The sequence below is a fragment of the Chryseobacterium sp. FR048 genome, assembly GCF_056844665.1.
In genome coordinates this window covers 44,936-62,031 of sequence record NZ_JBXDSE010000011.1, presented here as the reverse complement: position 1 = coordinate 62,031, position 17,096 = coordinate 44,936, and the positions used below count along the sequence as shown (strand labels likewise).

The window sequence follows — 17,096 nt, the reverse complement described above, 5'->3', positions numbered from 1 at the left end:
TGCAATCTGCAACCTAAAATCTACAACCTTACAATGAAAGACATCCGTATATTATCACTTGATCAGCTTAAAGATTACTTTGTGTCTTTAGGAGAAAAGCCGTTTCGTGCGAAACAGGTCTATGATTGGCTATGGAGTAAAAATCTCCATTCGATTGATGAAATGACGAATCTTTCGAAATCACTTCGGGAGAGAATTTCCGAAGAATATACCATTAATCCTGTTTCCGTAGATCTTCTTCAGAAAAGTTCTGACGGAACCATCAAAAACGGTGTGAAGCTTCACGACGGTCTGATGGTGGAATCTGTTCTTATTCCGACAGAAACAAGAACCACAGCCTGTGTATCTTCACAGGTAGGCTGCTCATTGAACTGCGAATTCTGTGCAACCGCAAAGCTGAAAAGAATGAGAAATCTTGAAGTGGCGGAAATTGTAGATCAGGTAGCACTTATTGACAGCCAAAGCAGAATGTACTTTGAAAGGCCACTTTCCAATATCGTTTTCATGGGAATGGGAGAGCCAATGATGAACTACAAAAATGTAGTGGAAGCCATCAGGAAGATCACCCAGCCGGAAGGATTGGGAATGTCTCCAAGAAGGATTACCGTTTCCACATCCGGTATTCCCAAAATGATCAAAATGCTTGCCGATGATGAACTGCGTGTGAAACTGGCGCTGTCTCTTCACTCAGCCATTGAAGCAAAACGTAACGAGATCATGCCTTTCTCCGACAAATTTCCATTAACGGATATTATGGAGGCTCTTCAGTACTGGTACCAAAAGACCGGTTCTGTCATTACTTTCGAATATTGTGTATGGAAAGGAATCAATGACGGGGACGAGGACATCAAAGCTTTAATCAAATATTGTAAGCAGGTTCCTTCTAAAGTGAATCTTATCCAATATAACCCGATCGGGGATGGGAAATATGACCAATGCAACAAACAGGCGGAAGAAAATTACATCCGTCAGCTTGAAAATGCAGGCATTACTGTAATGGTCAGAAGAAGCCGTGGAGGTGATATTGATGCTGCTTGTGGGCAGTTAGCCAACAAAAATGCGGATTAAAATTTCCTTAAAAAAACCTTAAAATTCTCTTAACGCACCGCTTAAAATCCTACCTTTGCACAAAATTATTTTGTGATGATGGATTTTCTTATGAGCGAGGATGGGCTAGAACACGTGTATGCTTGGGCAGTTCCTCTGCACGCTACGGTTATTTTAGCTGAAATGATTTATAGCCATGTTTCAGAGGCTAAGCTCTATAGTGGGAAAGATCTTGCAACGAATATTTATCTGGCATTGATGAATTTTGGGCTCGATCTGATCATGAAGGCTTTTGCGATGGGGGTAATGTTTTTCTTTTACAGCCACAGAATTTTTTCATGGGATCTTAGCATCTGGTATCTGCTTGCTTGCTTTATCATTACCGATTTTGCTTACTATGTCCTGCATTATGTAGACCACCGTTCCAGAGCATTCTGGGCTGTTCATATTACGCACCATAGTTCAGAATATTTCAACCTGACAACAGGATTCAGAAGCCCTGTACTGCAGCCGCTTTACAGATATTTATACTTTTCACCGCTTGCGTTTTTAGGATTCAATCCATGGCATATTATGGTAGCTTATGCCATCGGACAGGTATACGGAACCTGGGTACACACCCAGACGGTAAAAAGCATGGGATTCCTGGAGTATATTCTGGTAACCCCTTCCCACCACCGTGTACATCACGCATGTAACGTGAAGTATCTGGATAAAAATATGGGAATGTGCCTGATTATCTGGGATAAAATTTTTGGTACCTTCCAGAAAGAAGATCCTAATGTTCCTGTGAAATATGGAATCTACCCGAAAATGCCGGATAACAGACCAGACACTGTTCTTTTCTATGAATGGCGAAAGATTTGGAAAGACCTTAAGCAGCCGGGACTGAAATTCACAGACAGAGTCAATTATATCTTCAATTCTCCGGGATGGAGACATGATGGGACCGGAAAAACGGTAAGACAATACCAGAAAGAGTATTTCGCCAGACAGGCAAAGAAAAAAGAACAACAGCAAAATCAGAAAGAGCAGAAAACTGCTTAAATTCTGGTTCAAATCAATAGAAATCTGAGGGAAAACGGGCTATTTGGCTCGTTTTTCTATTATAGGGATAAGATGAAAATGTAAAATTTGAACCATTAAGTTTTTTAAGAGGACAATAAAATTTGAAATAACAACTGACGCTATTGGTAAAGCGCTATTCTTAATTAATCTTGTTTGAATCTTAATTTACTTTAAAACGGTCTAAAATACACGAAAAGATTTCATTCTGTGCTATATTTTAAGAGAGCCAAAAAGAGCTATTTTGTTACTGAAAAGGTTTGGTTACTGTGCGTTTGCTTCATCAGATCGATTGAAAATCGATTCCATCTTAGCTCACTTAAAATATAAAAACAAAAAAATAAATCTTTGCGTTGGAAAAAATACACATATTCTACAAAATCTTCACGTACCTTCATTCTCCCCGAAAGATTCTCATTTCAACATAAACTCCTATTTTTGCAACATGAAAAGAACCATTCTGCTATTGGCATTTTTCGCCTTTCAAATTACATTCTCCCAACAAACTGATTTCCTGAAAATAAGAAAATACAGAATTGCCTATCTGAATGATAAAATCCAGGAAACCTCGGGATTGAGTATTCTGAATGGAAAACTTTATACTTTTAACGATAGTGGAAACGATCCGGAATTGTTTGAAATCAGTAAAGCATCTGGAGAAATTGTAAATACCCTTAAGGTGAATGGCAAAAATAAAGATTGGGAAGCTTTGACTAATGACGGCACCCATTTTTATATAGGAGACTTTGGAAACAATGGGGGGAAGAGAAGAGACCTGGAGATTTATAAAGTCCCGTTTCAGAATGACAGCTTGCAGAATAGCCAGATCAAAAAGATTTCATTTCAGTATCCGGAGCAGGATGATTATGGTTCAGGGTATCTGAAAACGGATTTTGATGCAGAAGCAATGATCTATCTTCACGGGAAAATTCATCTTTTTACAAAAGAATGGACTTCAAAAGCAACCACCCACTATGTTATTGATCCGGAGATCGGAGAAAAACAGGATGCCGTGAAAACAGAGTCTTATAAAACCAATTTCGTCGTAACAGACGCTACATATTTTGATAAAAAACTCTATCTGGTAGGATATACCAAAAAAACGGAAGTATTTTTAGATATTTTTACAGAGACAGAACCCGGGATCTTTTTCAAAGAAGTGCCCAAACATTATTATCTTGGAAGTTCATTGTCAGTAAGCCAGATTGAAGGAATTACCGTAGATGAAACAGGAATTTATATCTCCGGTGAAAAATTCAAATCTCCATTGGGAAGCACAAAACCTTCTTTATATTTTATCCCCAAAGATCAACTCAAGTATTAATTTTATCTTAAAATTGAGCGAAAAAAATTATCTTTGTGAGAATTAATAATTATTCACCCAGCATTCGCAGATTTTGGCAAATACAGTAGAAGAAATTAAACGACCGATCAACGAGGAAATGAAACTTTTTGAACAGAAGTTTTATGAGTCGATGCAGAGTAAAGTAGCTTTATTAGATAAAGTAACCCGTTTTATTGTAACCACCAAAGGAAAGCAGATGCGTCCTATGTTTGTGTTTCTTTGTGCCAAACTGGTAGGAGAGGTGACGGAAAAGACATATCGTGGGGCTTCTATGATCGAGCTGATTCATACGGCGACATTGGTACATGATGATGTTGTAGATGAAAGTTTTAAACGTCGTAATTTCTTTTCGATCAATGCTTTGTGGAAGAATAAAATTGCCGTTTTGGTAGGGGATTACCTTTTGTCCAAATCCGTATTATTGTCTACAGACCACAAAGATTATGACCTGTTGGGCGTTATTTCCAGAACGATCCGTGAAATGTCTGAAGGAGAGCTTCTTCAGCTTGAAAAAGCCAGAAAACTGGATATTACGGAAGAAGTCTATTATGAAATCATCCGTCAGAAAACAGCTACCCTGATTGCTGCCTGCTGTGAAATAGGCGTTCTTTCTAACAGTACAGACGAGGCTCTTGCCAAGAAAATGATGGATTTCGGAACCTATACCGGAATGGCTTTCCAAATCAAAGATGACCTTTTCGATTACCTGAGCTCCAATGTGATTGGTAAACCTGTAGGAATTGACATCAAAGAGCAGAAAATGACGCTGCCTTTGATTCATACCCTGAAAATAGCCAGTGAAAAGGACAGGAAATACTACTTTGACACGATAAAACGTTATAATAACAATCCCAAAAGAGTAAAAGAACTTATAGAGTTTGTTAAAAATTCCGGCGGATTGGAATATGCCATTAAAGTGATGAAAGATTTCCAGCAAAAAGCCAAGGACATTCTTAATGAATTCCCTGAATCTGAAGCGAGAAAATCGTTACACATTATGCTTGATTACGTAATAGAAAGAAAATTTTAAATTAAATTATTTTTAGGGTTACAATAATAACCGCTAGAACTATACAAAATAAAGCGATTAAAAATACATAATCCGCAATAGTCTCAAACGTGTATTCCCGCTTTCTATTTCCTGTTCTGATGGCCAGAAAGGAAAAGAAGCAGCTGCATGCAAAAAGGATACATGCAAAACCGGCAAATTCATCTAAATGCGTATTCTGACTTATCTTAGCGATTTTCAAAGAGGTAATGATGATCAGCGAAAACCCTAAAAGATTGCTTGAAGCATTCAGAATATGAGGTGACTTTTTTTCCATCTTTACAATTTTTTTCAAAATAAAGCACAATTTTTTTTATTATCAAATTTTTAAAAAAGATTATTAAAAATTAAAATTAATTTAAAAATTGTATATTAGCAAAATACTTGAAGATTAAAAAACTTTTTTACTTAGCTATGCAAACAACCTATATTGAAACACAGCAAATATCCTTTCAAGATTTTAAAAATCAAATACTTGAAGACTACAGGTTAGGAAGGATCTCCCGTGAAATGTCTTATCTCGGAAGAAGAGAAGTACTCACCGGAAAAGCTAAATTCGGAATTTTTGGGGATGGTAAAGAGCTTCCTCAGTTGGCTATGGCGAAAGTTTTCAGAAATGGGGACTTCCGTTCGGGATATTACAGAGACCAGACTTTTGCATTGGCTATTAATGCTTTGACGGTAGAAAGTTTCTTTGCACAGATGTATGCAGATACAAGCGTGGAAAGAGAGCCTGCTTCTGCGGGAAGACAGATGAACGGGCATTTTGCAACAAGAAGTTTAAATGAAGATGGAAGCTGGAAAGATCTTACCGCTCAGAAAAATATCTCTTCTGATATATCTCCTACAGCAGGGCAGATGCCTAGATTATTAGGATTGGCTCAGGCTTCTACAATCTATAAAAGTGTAAAATTCGAAGGTTCAGAAAAATTCTCAAAAGAAGGAAATGAAGTGGCTTTCGGAACCATCGGGGATGCTTCTACAGCAGAAGGGCATTTCTGGGAAACATTGAATGCAGCATGTGCGCTTCAGGTTCCTATGATTGTTTCTATCTGGGATGACGGATATGGAATTTCAGTGCCTACAAAAAATCAGAGAGCAAAAGCTGACATCAGCGAAATGTTGAGCGGATTCCAGAGAAAAGAAGGCGAAAAACAAGGTTGCGAAATCATTCAGGTTAAAGCCTGGGATTACCCTGCATTGTTGGATGCTTATGCTAAAGCAGAACATTTTGCAAGAACGGAAGGCGTTCCTGTAGTGGTTCACGTAGTAGATGTTACCCAGCCTCAGGGACACTCTACATCAGGGTCTCACGAAAGATATAAAAATGAAGAACGTCTTGCCTGGGAAGCTGAGTTTGACGGATTGGTAAAATTTAAAGAGTGGATCTTAAATTATTCTATTGAGATCGACGGAAAAGAAGAAGTGATTGCTACAGCTGAAGAGTTGGAAGCGATTGATGAAGAAGCTAAAAAAGCGGCTAAAGCGGGACAAAAAACAGCTTGGGATAACTACCAGACCGCAATTAAAGAATTAATTCAGTCTATCGTACCTTTAGTAGAAAACCTTAAAGGTCAGAATGCTGAAGTAGAAGCTGCCCTTACTCATTTCAACAAATTGGTTTCAAAAGCTAAGAAAGATGTATTCCATCTGGCAAGAAAAACTTTATTGGCAACAAGAGGAACAAATTCTGCGGAAAGAAACCAGTTGATGCAAAAGTACAATGAAGTTGCTGAAATTGAAAAAGATAACTATTCCTCTCACTTATACTCTCAGTCTGAGTGGAAGGCTGAAAACATCAAAGAGATCAAACCTGTTTATTCAGACAGCTCAGAAGATGTAGACGGTAGAGTAGTGATCAGAAATAACTTTGACAAAATTTTTGAAAAATATCCTGAAACTTTAATCTTTGGTGAAGATACCGGAAATATTGGTGACGTAAACCAGGGATTGGAAGGAATGCAGGAAAAATACGGTGCATTGCGTATTGCTGATACAGGAATTCGTGAAGCAACAATTCTTGGACAGGGAATTGGTATGGCGATGAGAGGTTTGAAACCTATCGCTGAAATCCAATACCTGGACTATGTTCTTTACTGTTTACAGGGGATGAGTGATGACCTTGCAACCGTACATTACAGAACTAAAGGAGGACAAAAAGCTCCATTGATCATCAGAACAAGAGGACACAGACTGGAAGGAATCTGGCATTCAGGTTCTCCGATGGCGGGAATTCTTAACCTGTCAAAAGGTATTCTGGTATTGGTTCCTAGAAACCTGACTAAAGCTGCTGGATTCTATAACACAATGCTTCAGGCAGACGAACCTGCGATTATCGTAGAATGTCTGAACGGATACAGGCTGAAAGAAAAACAACCTGATAATTTAGGTGAGTTTACTGTTCCTGTAGGTAAAATTGAAGTGACCAAAGAAGGTAAAGACGTTACCTTAGTTACTTACGGTTCTACATGGAGAATTGTAACGGAAGCTGCTAATGAGTTAGAAAAACTTGGTATTTCTGCAGAAGTGATCGATATTCAGTCATTGATTCCTTTCGATTTATCTCATGAGATTGCCGAGAGCGTTAAGAAAACGAACAGATTAGTCGTGATCGACGAAGATGTGGAAGGAGGAACTACAGGATTCATCTTACAACAGATCTTAGAAAAGCAGAAAGCATTCAGATACTTGGATTCAGATCCGTTGACGATTGCTGCCAATGATCACAGACCAGCTTATGCAAGTGATGGTGACTACTTCAGCAAGCCATCTGCAGATGATATGGTAGAAAAGATCTACGCTATGTTTAACGAAACAAATCCTCAGAAATATCCTGCGATATACTAATTGGATTTTAGATAAATTTTGAAGCCGCTTTCTTTTAGGAAGCGGCTTTTCATTTATATTTGTTAAAACCATTTAATAATCAACCATGAAGCTTAGACTTTTATTTCTGATTCTATTAATAATAAGCTGTAAACATGATAAAAAAGAAGTCTTGCTGGCAGACCGGGAAGCTCCGTTAGGCTGGATTTATCTGAAAATGTATGATGATAAAAGCTTTGAATTTATTTCACAGGGGATGATACACGATAAAAATGTGTTTAGCGGAAGCTATGAGATAAGGAATGATACTCTTTATTTTAAATATAAAGATTCAATTCCAAAAGCGGGCTCAAAAGCAGTGATAGACCATGGATTTGTAAGTTATCTTAATGGCAGCTATCCCGAAAGAGTTCAAATAAAGCTTGATAAACTATCAATTGACAAATAAAACGATCAATATGGGTTGCTTAATCCTCTTCTGCCAAGGTAATCCGCAGTTTATTTAAAGCACTAATAAGGTAATACACGTCGTAAGTTCAACAATTTCTCTTTCAGTAAAATGCAGGAATAGCTTCCCTTTGATTTCGCACCCATCCGTATTGTTGTACGTGACAGCTTCTGCCCAGCTTAAAACAAGTTTCTGCTTTAGATCAAAGACATTGGTGTGCTTCCAGCCGGGAAGCCTGTTGATGACATCCTGTTCAAAGCCAAAGCTGAGAAGCTCTTTAGCATGATAGCTGCAGCAGTAGGCACATCCGTTGATTTGAGAAACCCGCAGTTCGGCTAATGCGATCAGCTTTTCATCAATTCCGGATTTTCGGATGCTGGTATGAGCTTTATACAGATGACCAATACTTTTTTTTGCAATTTCTTTGTAATTCATAATGAAATTTTTTCTGCAAATTTGAAGCAGAAATACATGAAAAACGATATACTTACTTTTTCGTACTATACTTACCCTTTTGAAAGTGCCTTTTGGAACAAAGTGGGGGAGATGGAATCCATGAAATTCGTACATTTGAAAGACAAGTCATTTGCATACTGAAAACTACCATGAAAATTACCCGGTTAGTCATCCTTTTCAATTACAAAAAGATCCTTCTTGGAATCGTTATTTCACTGTTTCTTTTTATCCTGTCATTTCAGATAAAATCCGATGTTTTGATGATCTTGATGCGAGGACTGGGAATTCTCATTATTTTGAACATCCTAGCGTCTCTTGTTGCTTCTTATATACTGTATGATACCTCTGATCTTTATGAGTTAAATGACCTGGATGATGTAGTTAATTGGGAAACAGCAGAAAATGCGGTTCTCATTCATGCGAGCTTTGATCCTTTATCACAAAGACTGGAAGAAAAATATCCTCATTTGAATCTGACGGTATGTGATATTTATGGAAACAGGCACGAACATGAAAGCGGGATTGAAGTTTCTAAAAAGATGTTTCCGCCCAATCCAAAAGAAATAAGGATCTCACCGGATAAACTGCCTTTTGAAAGTGAATCTCAGGATCTTATTCTTGCTGTGACTGCTCTTCACGAGATTTTAGATCATGAAAAAAGGGTTTTGTTCTTTAAAGAAGCTAAAAGAATCTTGAAGAAAGGAGGTCTGATCATTGTTTCTGAGCAGTTCAGAGATACGACCAATTTTATTTTCTTTAATATCGGGGCATTTCATTTTTTAAGCTGGAAACAATGGCAAAACTCAATAGCTCCCTCCGGATTAAAAATAGCCGGAAACAAAAAGATTACTCCGTTTGCAAATACATTGATCATAAGAAAAGAAGCTGTTTAAAATTTTCCTATCCATTGATAAAAAATTCGTGCATCCGTAGAAAAATAAGACATACTTTTTTGTCACGGATGCACGAATAATATATTTCAGGTTTGCTTAAAAATAAAGCTAAGCGTTCACCGCTTTTTTCTTTTCCTTACTCAAAACACCACAGTGCTCAGATTGTAATCCCTTCACCTGATATTTTGCCTCCCATTCTTCCAGCAGATATAAAATAGGCAGCAGGGCCAGTCCTTTTTCTGTCAAAGAATATTCTACCCTTGGCGGAAGTTCCTTAAACTCTTCACGGATGACCAGTCCATCAGTTTCCATCTCCCTCAGCTGATCCGTAAGAACCTTTCTGGAAATGACATTAATTCGTACGGCAAGCTCCCCGAAACGAAGCTTACGGTCTTTAATCACCAATACAATGATAGGCTTCCATTTGCTTCCCAATGCGGCCATAGCCTTGCCAAGCGGACAGCTGTACTGCATCAATTCATTCTTTTTCATAGGAGTTACTTTTATGTTACTAATGTAAGTTACTGCGAAGTTACCACTATTTTTTTAATAAAAGATACAAAAACGAACTATTATTAGTTACTTTGTGTAACAATTATAAAACATAATTTTAAATATGGACACATCATCATTATTTAAACCGTTCCAATATAAAAATCTACAGCTTAAAAATAGAATCGTAATGGCTCCCATGACCAGAGCACAATCTGATAATGGAGTTCCTACACAGAGCATTGCAGACTACTACGGAAGAAGAGCTGCTTCAGAAGTAGGATTGATCCTTTCAGAAGGAACTGTCATCAACAGACCCGGATCGAAAAACCTGCCAAACATCCCTGATTTCTACGGAAATGAAGCTCTGAACGGCTGGAAAAACGTAATCGATACCGTACATCAGAACGGAGGGAAAATGGGACCTCAGATCTGGCATGTAGGAGATACCAGAATGTCGGAAGAATATCCGTTGGTAGCAATGGAAAAGGCTTCCACAATGACAATTGAAGATATTCAGGATACGATTGCCCAGTTTGCAGCTTCTGCCAAAGCAGCAAAAGACCTTGGCTTTGACTGTCTTGAAATCCACGGAGCTCACGGTTACCTTATCGATCAGTTTTTCTGGGAAGTAACCAATACCAGAACTGATGAATATGGCGGTAAAACGTTGAAAGAAAGAAGCAGGTTTGCAGTAGACGTTGTAAAAGCAATCAGAGCAGCAGTAGGAGAGGACTTTACCATTATCATTCGTCTTTCGCAATGGAAGCAGCAGGATTATAAAACTCAACTGGCACTTACTCCAAATGAAATGGAAGACTGGTTATTACCTTTGAAAGAAGCCGGAGTTGATATTTTTCACTGTTCACAACGCCGTTTCTGGGAACCTGAGTTTGACGGTTCTGACCTGAATTTTGCCGGATGGGCGAAAAAAATTACCGGACAGCCAACCATTACAGTAGGATCTGTAGGTTTAAACGGAGATTTCCTTAATGCCTTTGCAGGACAGGGAACAGAAAAAACAGATCTTACAGAACTAATCAGAAGACTTGATAATCAGGAATTTGATCTTGTAGCAGTTGGACGTGCTATTTTGCAGGATTACCAATGGGTACAGAAGATCAAAAACGGAAATACCGAAGAGATTCTGGACTTTAACGCAGAAAGTATGGGCGTATTATTTTAATAGAGATCGTGAATCATTAATGAGGCTTCGTTGTCAATTTTTTTTAACAGCATATTTTACTCATTAACGGGGCAGAATTAACCATTCACTATTTCTATTAATCAACATAATTCACTTTATTTTATATTTAATTTTCACCTATTTATTAAATGACGGATTTTCAGATTTCTGGAAGTCCGTTATTTTTTTATTCATTTCTGAAATTGTATTTAACCTAAAAAAAGCAAAATAAGAATTCAGGCAATTAATTAAAACTCAATAAAAATTTCACATGATTTTTATTTTAAAGCCGTTTTATAAAGTGGATCTCAAGATTCATTAAAATTCAGTTTCAATACTTTTGCCAATGCATAAATGATTGATTAAGTGAGGTTTTTATTAATTGTGAAAATTGATGAATTCCCCCCTGAAACAATTTCTATTGAACTGTTTTGGAAAAAAGAATTTTTGGTTTTGATCTGATTCGCTCTCTTGCTATTGTGTTGGTAATGACGGGGCATGTTCTTGGGTATATTTACACCGGTGAGTATTCCTTTTTTATTGCTTTTTTCAGTGGTTTGTTCGGAGTAGAGCTTTTTTTTGTATTAAGTGGAGTGCTGATAGGTGGATTATTGATTGAGGTCTTTAATCATGAAGATGTTCAGAAGAGATTAAAGATTTTTATTTTCAGAAGGTGGTTTCGTACTTTACCGCTATATTTCATAATGCTTTTTATCTATTGGTCAGGCAATAAATATGCTGATTCAGTAGAAAATACAGATGTTGCTTTATGGAAATATTTTCTGTTTATTCAGAATTTTTTTCATGTCCAGCCTACTTTTTTTGGTGTTTCCTGGAGTTTGAGCATCGAGGAATGGTTTTATATTTTATTTCCTGTCTCTTTATTTTTACTTAAAAAAGCAAGGATTGATTTTTCTGCCAAAAGAATATTCAGTATTGGAATTTTTATATTTCTGTTCTATTTTCTTTTCATACGGATAATAACCTTTGATCATTATGATTTTACCTTTTATGAAGGTGTACGGAAAATCGCTTTTCTTCGTTTGGATGCCATTGTTTTTGGAGCTGCAATGGCTTTTGCTTTTCATTTTTATGAGGATAAAATTTCATTAAACAAATATGTTCTGCTTTGTATTGGAGGTATAGTATTGCTCGTTAATCAATATTTTATTTTTAGGAATAATTATTCAGATCTATATTACTTTAATACGATTTATTATTCTTTTTTAGGACTGGGATTAGCCCTTGTTTTTCCGTTTTTCAAAGAGATAAAATGTTCTGGTGCTTTATTTTCAATAATCATCAGATATACCAGTAAGGTTTCCTATTCTTTGTATTTGCAGCACTGGTTGGTATTTAAATTGCTGGAGCTGCCTTACTTTAGTTTTCTTCCCGGAGTAATAAAATTTGTTCTCTTCTTCACCTTCTCTTTTATTATAGCTGGAATATCCTATATCTATATCGAAAAGCCTGTGATGATGTATCGGGATAGGACATTCCGGAGTAATAAAGACTAACCTGGATAGGGGATTGATGAAGATTCAAATAAATCTTAAACTCAAAAAAACAGCTTTCAGAATTACTGAAAGCTGGGATTTTTAGATTCTGCATCCAAGAGTTTCTGGCTCACAAGACCAATAAGCAGGGATGCCGGGTTTAGCCGCATGACGACATGGTATCTCTCCTTCCGGGCAGAGAGGTGCTCCACCGCCATGAATTTTTTTTAGCTCTGACTTTACTAATTTTTTTAGATTTTTCATATTTGATATTTTTTGATTACAAACAAATGTAGTGTTTTTTTATAAATAATGTAATACTTTGATAGAAATATGAGGTATTTGTTATTTTTATAGGTTCTTCATAAAAATAACCCCGCTCCCGGAATTTCCGGGAGCGGGGTTTAACAGATTTAAATATCTAAACTGCCCTATTAAAAAAAGCAGAAATGATTTTTTTACAAACCAATATTTTTAGTTGGCTTAAGCTGTTTCAAAATGTTTTTAGGAATAGCATTTTTGTGTACCAAAATAGCTGTTGATTTATATTCAACATAAGGTCTGGTTACATAAAGATACCCTGCAAAGTCATTCGTTACTCCCCATGAGTTTTTCACCATATAGTATTCTTTACCCGTCTGATCTTTTGCCAATCCTACGATGTGCATCCCGTGGTCATCCGTTGTAGAAAGGTTGTTAAGCCCTTTCTGACGCATATCTTCCGTAATGGTTTTATCTTTTTTAGGCTCTGTGAACAAAGTCTGCTTATTGTCTGCGTTGATCTGGTCCAGATCCATATCCGGAACATAGGCTACCCCATTTTTGTAAGAGAAATAAGGCTCAGAAACGTCAGTTGCCCAACCTACAGAATATCCTTTGGTTACAGCATTATCAATAATTGCCGTAAGATCTTTCATCGGAACATTCCAGTCAGAATCGTGGCTCCAGTTATCAGGAATCGGAACTACGAATTTCTGATAGTAAGGATAATCTTTGTAAGAAGACAATTCTACATAATCTTCAGGATTGATTCCTACCACTTCTTTGGCAAAAGTTTTTGGAGTGTAGTTCTTCCCTTCATAAGTAAAGTTGGCAGGTACTTTTCCTAAATATTCATCAAGGATCACATCTACAGAATCCATCCAGTTATCGGTAAGCTTCCCTTTTGAAGAAGCCTGAACAAGGCTGTCAAGAACCGGCTTCAGCTTCCCTTGCATTTCTTTGAAGTTGTTGGTAGTCTGACCCGCCTTTAGTCCTGTATAAACGTCCTGAGGAACTGCACCGTATTTTTTATACATGTTGATTACATCGTGAAGTTCACCTCCATCGCCCCAGCTGATCGCTCCGTTATTCAATACATATAACTTAGCTTTATCATGATAAGAATTTCTTGCCGTAAAAATTTCAGCAAGATCTACAGGTTTTTTGCCCATTCTCTGCATTTCAGATTCAAGGAAAGAATTTCCGGAGTAGCTCCAGCAGGTCCCTGATGAACCCTGGTTCTTTACAGAAGTTGCGCCAACGTCTTTCAACGTGGTGAACTGAAAATTAGCATTTTGTGAGTGGTTGTTTTTTAACTTGTTGATTAAGTCATCTTGGGCAAACATCATACTTCCTGCAGACAAAACAAAAAGTAATGATGCCATTTTCGCATTTTTCATTACTATAAAAAGATTATTTGTATTAATAGTCGTTCATAGTAGAGATTTGTTACAAGAGGAAAAGTTAAATTTGGAATAGGAAGTTTTTTGTTGGAAGGGAAAGAAATGAAGAAAGCTGATAATGGCAAAGAAGGCTGAGAAAGTATATAAAAATAATGAGCGAATGTTTAAAAACTCATACACAATAAAATAACAGCATATTCTCTTTGCTTTCTCAGCCTTCTTTGCCTTTTGCAAAAAAAAACATATTTCCAACCCCAACAAAAGTTTCCGCATCTATACTGATATAACCTCCTGACTATGGAACGAGAATTATTATTAGAATGTCAACGTAGCGACCGCAATGCGCAGCGGAAGGTCTACGAGAAAATGGCGGGCAGGCTGTACTCGGTATGCAGACGCTATTTAAAGAACGACGAAGATATTGAAGAAGTATTGGCCGATACGTTCTACAAAATTTTCACGAAAATAGGGCAGCTCCAGAATCCGGATACTTTTGAAGCGTGGGCCCGGAAAATTACCGTGAATGAATGCCTTCAGAAGCTAAGGACGAATAAGGCGCTGTTTATCTCATTAGAAGAAAACCACATCGATACTTCGGAAAGCAGTACAGAAAGTCTTTCATTAGAAAAAGATATTCTGAATCTGCTGAACTTTCTTCCGGAAGGCTGCAGGGCTATTTTTAACCTTTTTGCTATTGAAGGTTATCCGCACAAGGAAATAGCAACGATGCTTTCCATCAGTGAAGGAACATCAAAATCCCAGCTCAATTTTGCAAGGAAAAAACTACAGGAACTTTTGGTGAATCAAAACATTTAAACTTTTACAACAATGGAAAATAATCATATAGATCAGCAATTCAATGAAGCTTCCAGGCTTTCAGAAGAACCAACGGTTTTTCCTGGTTTTGAAAAAGTGTGGGAAAAGGTTGAAGAAAAGCTGGATGCCAAAAAAGAGAAAAAGAAAACGGTCCCTTTTTGGCTTCCTTATGGGGTTGCTGCAAGCCTTATTATAGGTTGTGGAGCTTTTTACTTCATGAGTAAAAAAGATACTGTGGAACATATAAAGCCTGTAATCGCTGAAAACAGAACTCCACCAAAACCCGTCATAAAAACAGATATTAGAGGGATAGACAGTCTGACAAAGAAGAATATCCTGAAAGAGAAAAAAAATACAGAGCCAGTGGTAGAAAAATTGGCGATACATGTTGCCCCGGTTCCGCCACCTAATCCTGTTTTGCTTCCTTCAGAAGGTTCAACAGCAGTTGGTATTTCGCCACCACCGATAGTCCGTCATATGGAGACTTCTACTGGTTTGGTTAATAATATTGATGAAGTAGTGGTAAGAGGATACGCACCTGTTAAAAGAGCAAAAAGCCTCACATCATCAAGCTCAGTTGTTTCTTCATCCGACATTTCTGTAGCAAAAGAACTAAGTGGAAAGGTGGCCGGATTATCAGTTTCTAAATCAGGAAAAGAGATGAAAATGATGATCCGAGGGATGAGTTCGGTGGGAAGTTCAGCAAATCCATTGGTCATTATTAATGGAAAACCTGCCAATATGGAAGCTCTGAAAATATTAGATCCGGAACGTATTAAGAAGATGTCTGCGATCAAAGGAGCGGAGGCTGCAGCAATATATGGAAGCAAAGCAGGTCATGGAGTTCTTATCGTAAAAACGAAACGTCTGAGTCGTGCGGAAAAAGAAAAGATCAGCGAATTACTGGCAAAACCTGTTGAGGAGACTGAAAAGGAAATCAAAGAACCGGAAAAGGAACTTCCTAAAGCAGGACAGCTGACAGGAGGAGAGGTAAACGATTTTTCTAAATGGGAATATTGGAAAGATGTTGCCGTTCCTGAGCTGGACCGATATAAAAATACCTGGAAGTTTTTCCCGGACAGAAGAGTCTCTGTACAGTTGGTGAATAAAGACAAAAAACCGGTAATCGGGGAAAAAGTAAGGCTTTTGGATGAAAAGAAAAATGTAATCTGGGAGGCTGTATCTGATAATTTGGGAAATGCCGAATTATGGATCAGTCCAATGACCAATGAAAGCTCAGATTCCGGTAAATATTATCTGTCAGATGCTTCCGGACAGGTGATAAGTTCCAATATCAGAGAATTTAAAAACGGGCAGAATGTGATTATTCTGAATAAATCCTGTCTGGAAAAACGAAAACTAGATCTGGCATTTGTAGTGGATGCTACAGGATCTATGGGAGATGAAATTTCTTATCTACAGTCAGAGCTGTTGGATGTATTGAGAAAAGTGGAGGCAAAGCTAAACAATACGGAGGTAAGGTACGGTTCGGTTTTCTATAGAGATAAAGGAGATGAATATGTCACAAGAAAATTTGACTTTTCTGATAAGGCAGAAGATCTGATTGGTTTCATCAAAAATCAGAGAGCCACTGGCGGTGGAGATACCCCGGAAGCTGTAGTGGAGGCGATGCAGGTTTCTATCGATGAATTGAAATGGAGCAGTGGCAATTCTACCAAAATTATGTTTTTGATTTTAGATGCTCCACCTCATCAGTCAGAAGAGAACATCAGAAAATTGTATGATAAAATAAAAACGGCGGCTAAAAAAGGAATCACCATCATTCCATTGGCGGCAAGTGATACCAATAAAGAAACAGAATACCTGATGAGAACTTTTGCTTTGCTTACCAACGGAACTTATACCTTCCTGACGAATGATAGCGGTATTGGGAATAACCATATTAAACCAACTACAGATTCTTATGAAGTTGAAAAACTTAACGACCTGTTGCTAAGATTGATCCTTCAAAGAGCTACTCTTCCTGAATGCAACAGTGGCATTTCTAATGAGAATCTCAATAAGAAAATGGAGACTGAAATAGAGAACCAGGCAGAGTCGAAAACGGTTCTGTTTCCGAATCCTACAAAGGGACCTGTTCAGATCAAAACGAAAAAAGCTATTGATGAACTTTTTGTGTATGACATAGCCGGAAAGATTATCATGAGAAAAGAACATCTGAACGAAGGTAAAAACACAATCGACATGACTTCATATCCGCAGGGAGTTTACCTGATTCGTATTCGGTCTGGTGAAGCCTGGGAGACCTTTAAAGTCATTAAAAATTAATTTAAAATCAAAAAAAGAAATTTCT

Annotated in this window: 16 protein-coding genes; 11 read left to right on the top strand and 5 right to left on the bottom strand. The window is 37.5% G+C overall.

Features of this window, described 5'->3' with window-relative positions; genetic code table 11:
• The first annotated feature begins 33 nt into the window (after positions 1-33).
• From rlmN to AC106K_RS24445, 4 genes are all read left to right on the top strand, one after another.
• The gene (gene rlmN, locus AC106K_RS24460) at positions 34-1,068 is read left to right on the top strand and encodes a dual-specificity RNA methyltransferase RlmN (protein ID WP_482448263.1); all 1,035 of its coding nucleotides are present in this window, start codon (positions 34-36) and stop codon (positions 1,066-1,068) included.
• 75 nt (positions 1,069-1,143) lie between these two features.
• Complete coding sequence (locus tag AC106K_RS24455) at positions 1,144-2,094, top strand: sterol desaturase family protein (protein ID WP_482448166.1); 951 nt, start codon at positions 1,144-1,146, stop codon at positions 2,092-2,094.
• Positions 2,095-2,557: 463 nt separating this feature from the next.
• Entirely contained in the window at positions 2,558-3,436 is an 879-nt protein-coding gene (locus AC106K_RS24450) for a hypothetical protein (RefSeq protein WP_482448165.1), read from the top strand.
• A gap of 73 nt (positions 3,437-3,509) precedes the next feature.
• Positions 3,510-4,487, top strand: coding sequence for a polyprenyl synthetase family protein (locus AC106K_RS24445; RefSeq protein WP_482448164.1), 978 nt, complete (start codon positions 3,510-3,512; stop codon positions 4,485-4,487).
• 1 nt (position 4,488) lies between these two features.
• Here the strand turns inward: AC106K_RS24445 and AC106K_RS24440 are convergent, their stop codons facing one another.
• Positions 4,489-4,782, bottom strand: coding sequence for a hypothetical protein (locus tag AC106K_RS24440; RefSeq protein ID WP_482448163.1), 294 nt, complete (start codon positions 4,780-4,782; stop codon positions 4,489-4,491).
• A gap of 137 nt (positions 4,783-4,919) precedes the next feature.
• Between AC106K_RS24440 and AC106K_RS24435 the strand changes: the two genes are divergently transcribed.
• Entirely contained in the window at positions 4,920-7,352 is a 2,433-nt protein-coding gene (locus AC106K_RS24435) for an alpha-ketoacid dehydrogenase subunit alpha/beta (RefSeq protein ID WP_482448162.1), read from the top strand.
• A gap of 85 nt (positions 7,353-7,437) precedes the next feature.
• Positions 7,438-7,779: a hypothetical protein gene (locus tag AC106K_RS24430; protein WP_482448161.1), complete on the top strand. Its 342-nt coding sequence runs from the start codon at positions 7,438-7,440 to the stop codon at positions 7,777-7,779.
• A 54-nt stretch (positions 7,780-7,833) separates the two neighbouring features.
• Here AC106K_RS24430 and AC106K_RS24425 read toward each other — a convergent pair whose 3' ends face one another.
• The gene (locus tag AC106K_RS24425) at positions 7,834-8,214 is read right to left on the bottom strand and encodes a carboxymuconolactone decarboxylase family protein (protein ID WP_482448160.1); all 381 of its coding nucleotides are present in this window, start codon (positions 8,212-8,214) and stop codon (positions 7,834-7,836) included.
• A gap of 170 nt (positions 8,215-8,384) precedes the next feature.
• Between AC106K_RS24425 and AC106K_RS24420 the strand changes: the two genes are divergently transcribed.
• Positions 8,385-9,128: a methyltransferase domain-containing protein gene (locus AC106K_RS24420; protein ID WP_482448159.1), complete on the top strand. Its 744-nt coding sequence runs from the start codon at positions 8,385-8,387 to the stop codon at positions 9,126-9,128.
• A 108-nt stretch (positions 9,129-9,236) separates the two neighbouring features.
• On the opposite strand, the gene AC106K_RS24415 is transcribed toward AC106K_RS24420, so the two are convergent.
• Complete coding sequence (locus AC106K_RS24415) at positions 9,237-9,620, bottom strand: winged helix-turn-helix transcriptional regulator (protein WP_482448158.1); 384 nt, start codon at positions 9,618-9,620, stop codon at positions 9,237-9,239.
• A gap of 124 nt (positions 9,621-9,744) precedes the next feature.
• On the opposite strand from AC106K_RS24415, the gene AC106K_RS24410 reads away from it, so the two are divergent.
• Positions 9,745-10,806: an NADH:flavin oxidoreductase gene (locus tag AC106K_RS24410; RefSeq protein ID WP_482448157.1), complete on the top strand. Its 1,062-nt coding sequence runs from the start codon at positions 9,745-9,747 to the stop codon at positions 10,804-10,806.
• Between the two features lie 431 nt (positions 10,807-11,237).
• The gene (locus AC106K_RS24405) at positions 11,238-12,323 is read left to right on the top strand and encodes an acyltransferase family protein (RefSeq protein ID WP_482448156.1); all 1,086 of its coding nucleotides are present in this window, start codon (positions 11,238-11,240) and stop codon (positions 12,321-12,323) included.
• 81 nt (positions 12,324-12,404) lie between these two features.
• Here the strand turns inward: AC106K_RS24405 and AC106K_RS24400 are convergent, their stop codons facing one another.
• Positions 12,405-12,566 (bottom strand): bacteriocin-like protein, encoded by a 162-nt coding sequence (locus AC106K_RS24400; protein WP_482448155.1) that lies wholly within the window; start codon positions 12,564-12,566, stop codon positions 12,405-12,407.
• 194 nt (positions 12,567-12,760) lie between these two features.
• A complete protein-coding gene (locus AC106K_RS24395; protein ID WP_482448154.1) occupies positions 12,761-13,963 on the bottom strand; it encodes a C1 family peptidase in 1,203 nt (400 codons plus the stop codon).
• Positions 13,964-14,263: 300 nt separating this feature from the next.
• Here AC106K_RS24395 and AC106K_RS24390 point away from each other — a divergent pair, with 300 nt between their 5' ends.
• Both AC106K_RS24390 and AC106K_RS24385 read left to right on the top strand, forming a co-directional pair.
• Complete coding sequence (locus AC106K_RS24390) at positions 14,264-14,782, top strand: RNA polymerase sigma factor (RefSeq protein ID WP_482448153.1); 519 nt, start codon at positions 14,264-14,266, stop codon at positions 14,780-14,782.
• 12 nt (positions 14,783-14,794) lie between these two features.
• Positions 14,795-17,071: a T9SS type A sorting domain-containing protein gene (locus tag AC106K_RS24385; protein WP_482448152.1), complete on the top strand. Its 2,277-nt coding sequence runs from the start codon at positions 14,795-14,797 to the stop codon at positions 17,069-17,071.
• The last annotated feature ends 25 nt before the right edge of the window (positions 17,072-17,096 follow it).

Coding starts and splice junctions, on each gene's coding strand:
- AC106K_RS24435 (WP_482448162.1), top strand. CDS start 4,920: ATGCAAACAACCTATATTGAAACACAGCAAATATCCTTTCAAGATTTT.
- AC106K_RS24385 (WP_482448152.1), top strand. CDS start 14,795: ATGGAAAATAATCATATAGATCAGCAATTCAATGAAGCTTCCAGGCTT.
- AC106K_RS24415 (WP_482448158.1), bottom strand. CDS start 9,620: ATGAAAAAGAATGAATTGATGCAGTACAGCTGTCCGCTTGGCAAGGCT.
- AC106K_RS24390 (WP_482448153.1), top strand. CDS start 14,264: ATGGAACGAGAATTATTATTAGAATGTCAACGTAGCGACCGCAATGCG.
- AC106K_RS24420 (WP_482448159.1), top strand. CDS start 8,385: ATGAAAATTACCCGGTTAGTCATCCTTTTCAATTACAAAAAGATCCTT.
- AC106K_RS24455 (WP_482448166.1), top strand. CDS start 1,144: ATGATGGATTTTCTTATGAGCGAGGATGGGCTAGAACACGTGTATGCT.
- AC106K_RS24425 (WP_482448160.1), bottom strand. CDS start 8,214: ATGAATTACAAAGAAATTGCAAAAAAAAGTATTGGTCATCTGTATAAA.
- AC106K_RS24400 (WP_482448155.1), bottom strand. CDS start 12,566: ATGAAAAATCTAAAAAAATTAGTAAAGTCAGAGCTAAAAAAAATTCAT.
- rlmN (WP_482448263.1), top strand. CDS start 34: ATGAAAGACATCCGTATATTATCACTTGATCAGCTTAAAGATTACTTT.
- AC106K_RS24430 (WP_482448161.1), top strand. CDS start 7,438: ATGAAGCTTAGACTTTTATTTCTGATTCTATTAATAATAAGCTGTAAA.
- AC106K_RS24410 (WP_482448157.1), top strand. CDS start 9,745: ATGGACACATCATCATTATTTAAACCGTTCCAATATAAAAATCTACAG.
- AC106K_RS24450 (WP_482448165.1), top strand. CDS start 2,558: ATGAAAAGAACCATTCTGCTATTGGCATTTTTCGCCTTTCAAATTACA.
- AC106K_RS24395 (WP_482448154.1), bottom strand. CDS start 13,963: ATGAAAAATGCGAAAATGGCATCATTACTTTTTGTTTTGTCTGCAGGA.
- AC106K_RS24440 (WP_482448163.1), bottom strand. CDS start 4,782: ATGGAAAAAAAGTCACCTCATATTCTGAATGCTTCAAGCAATCTTTTA.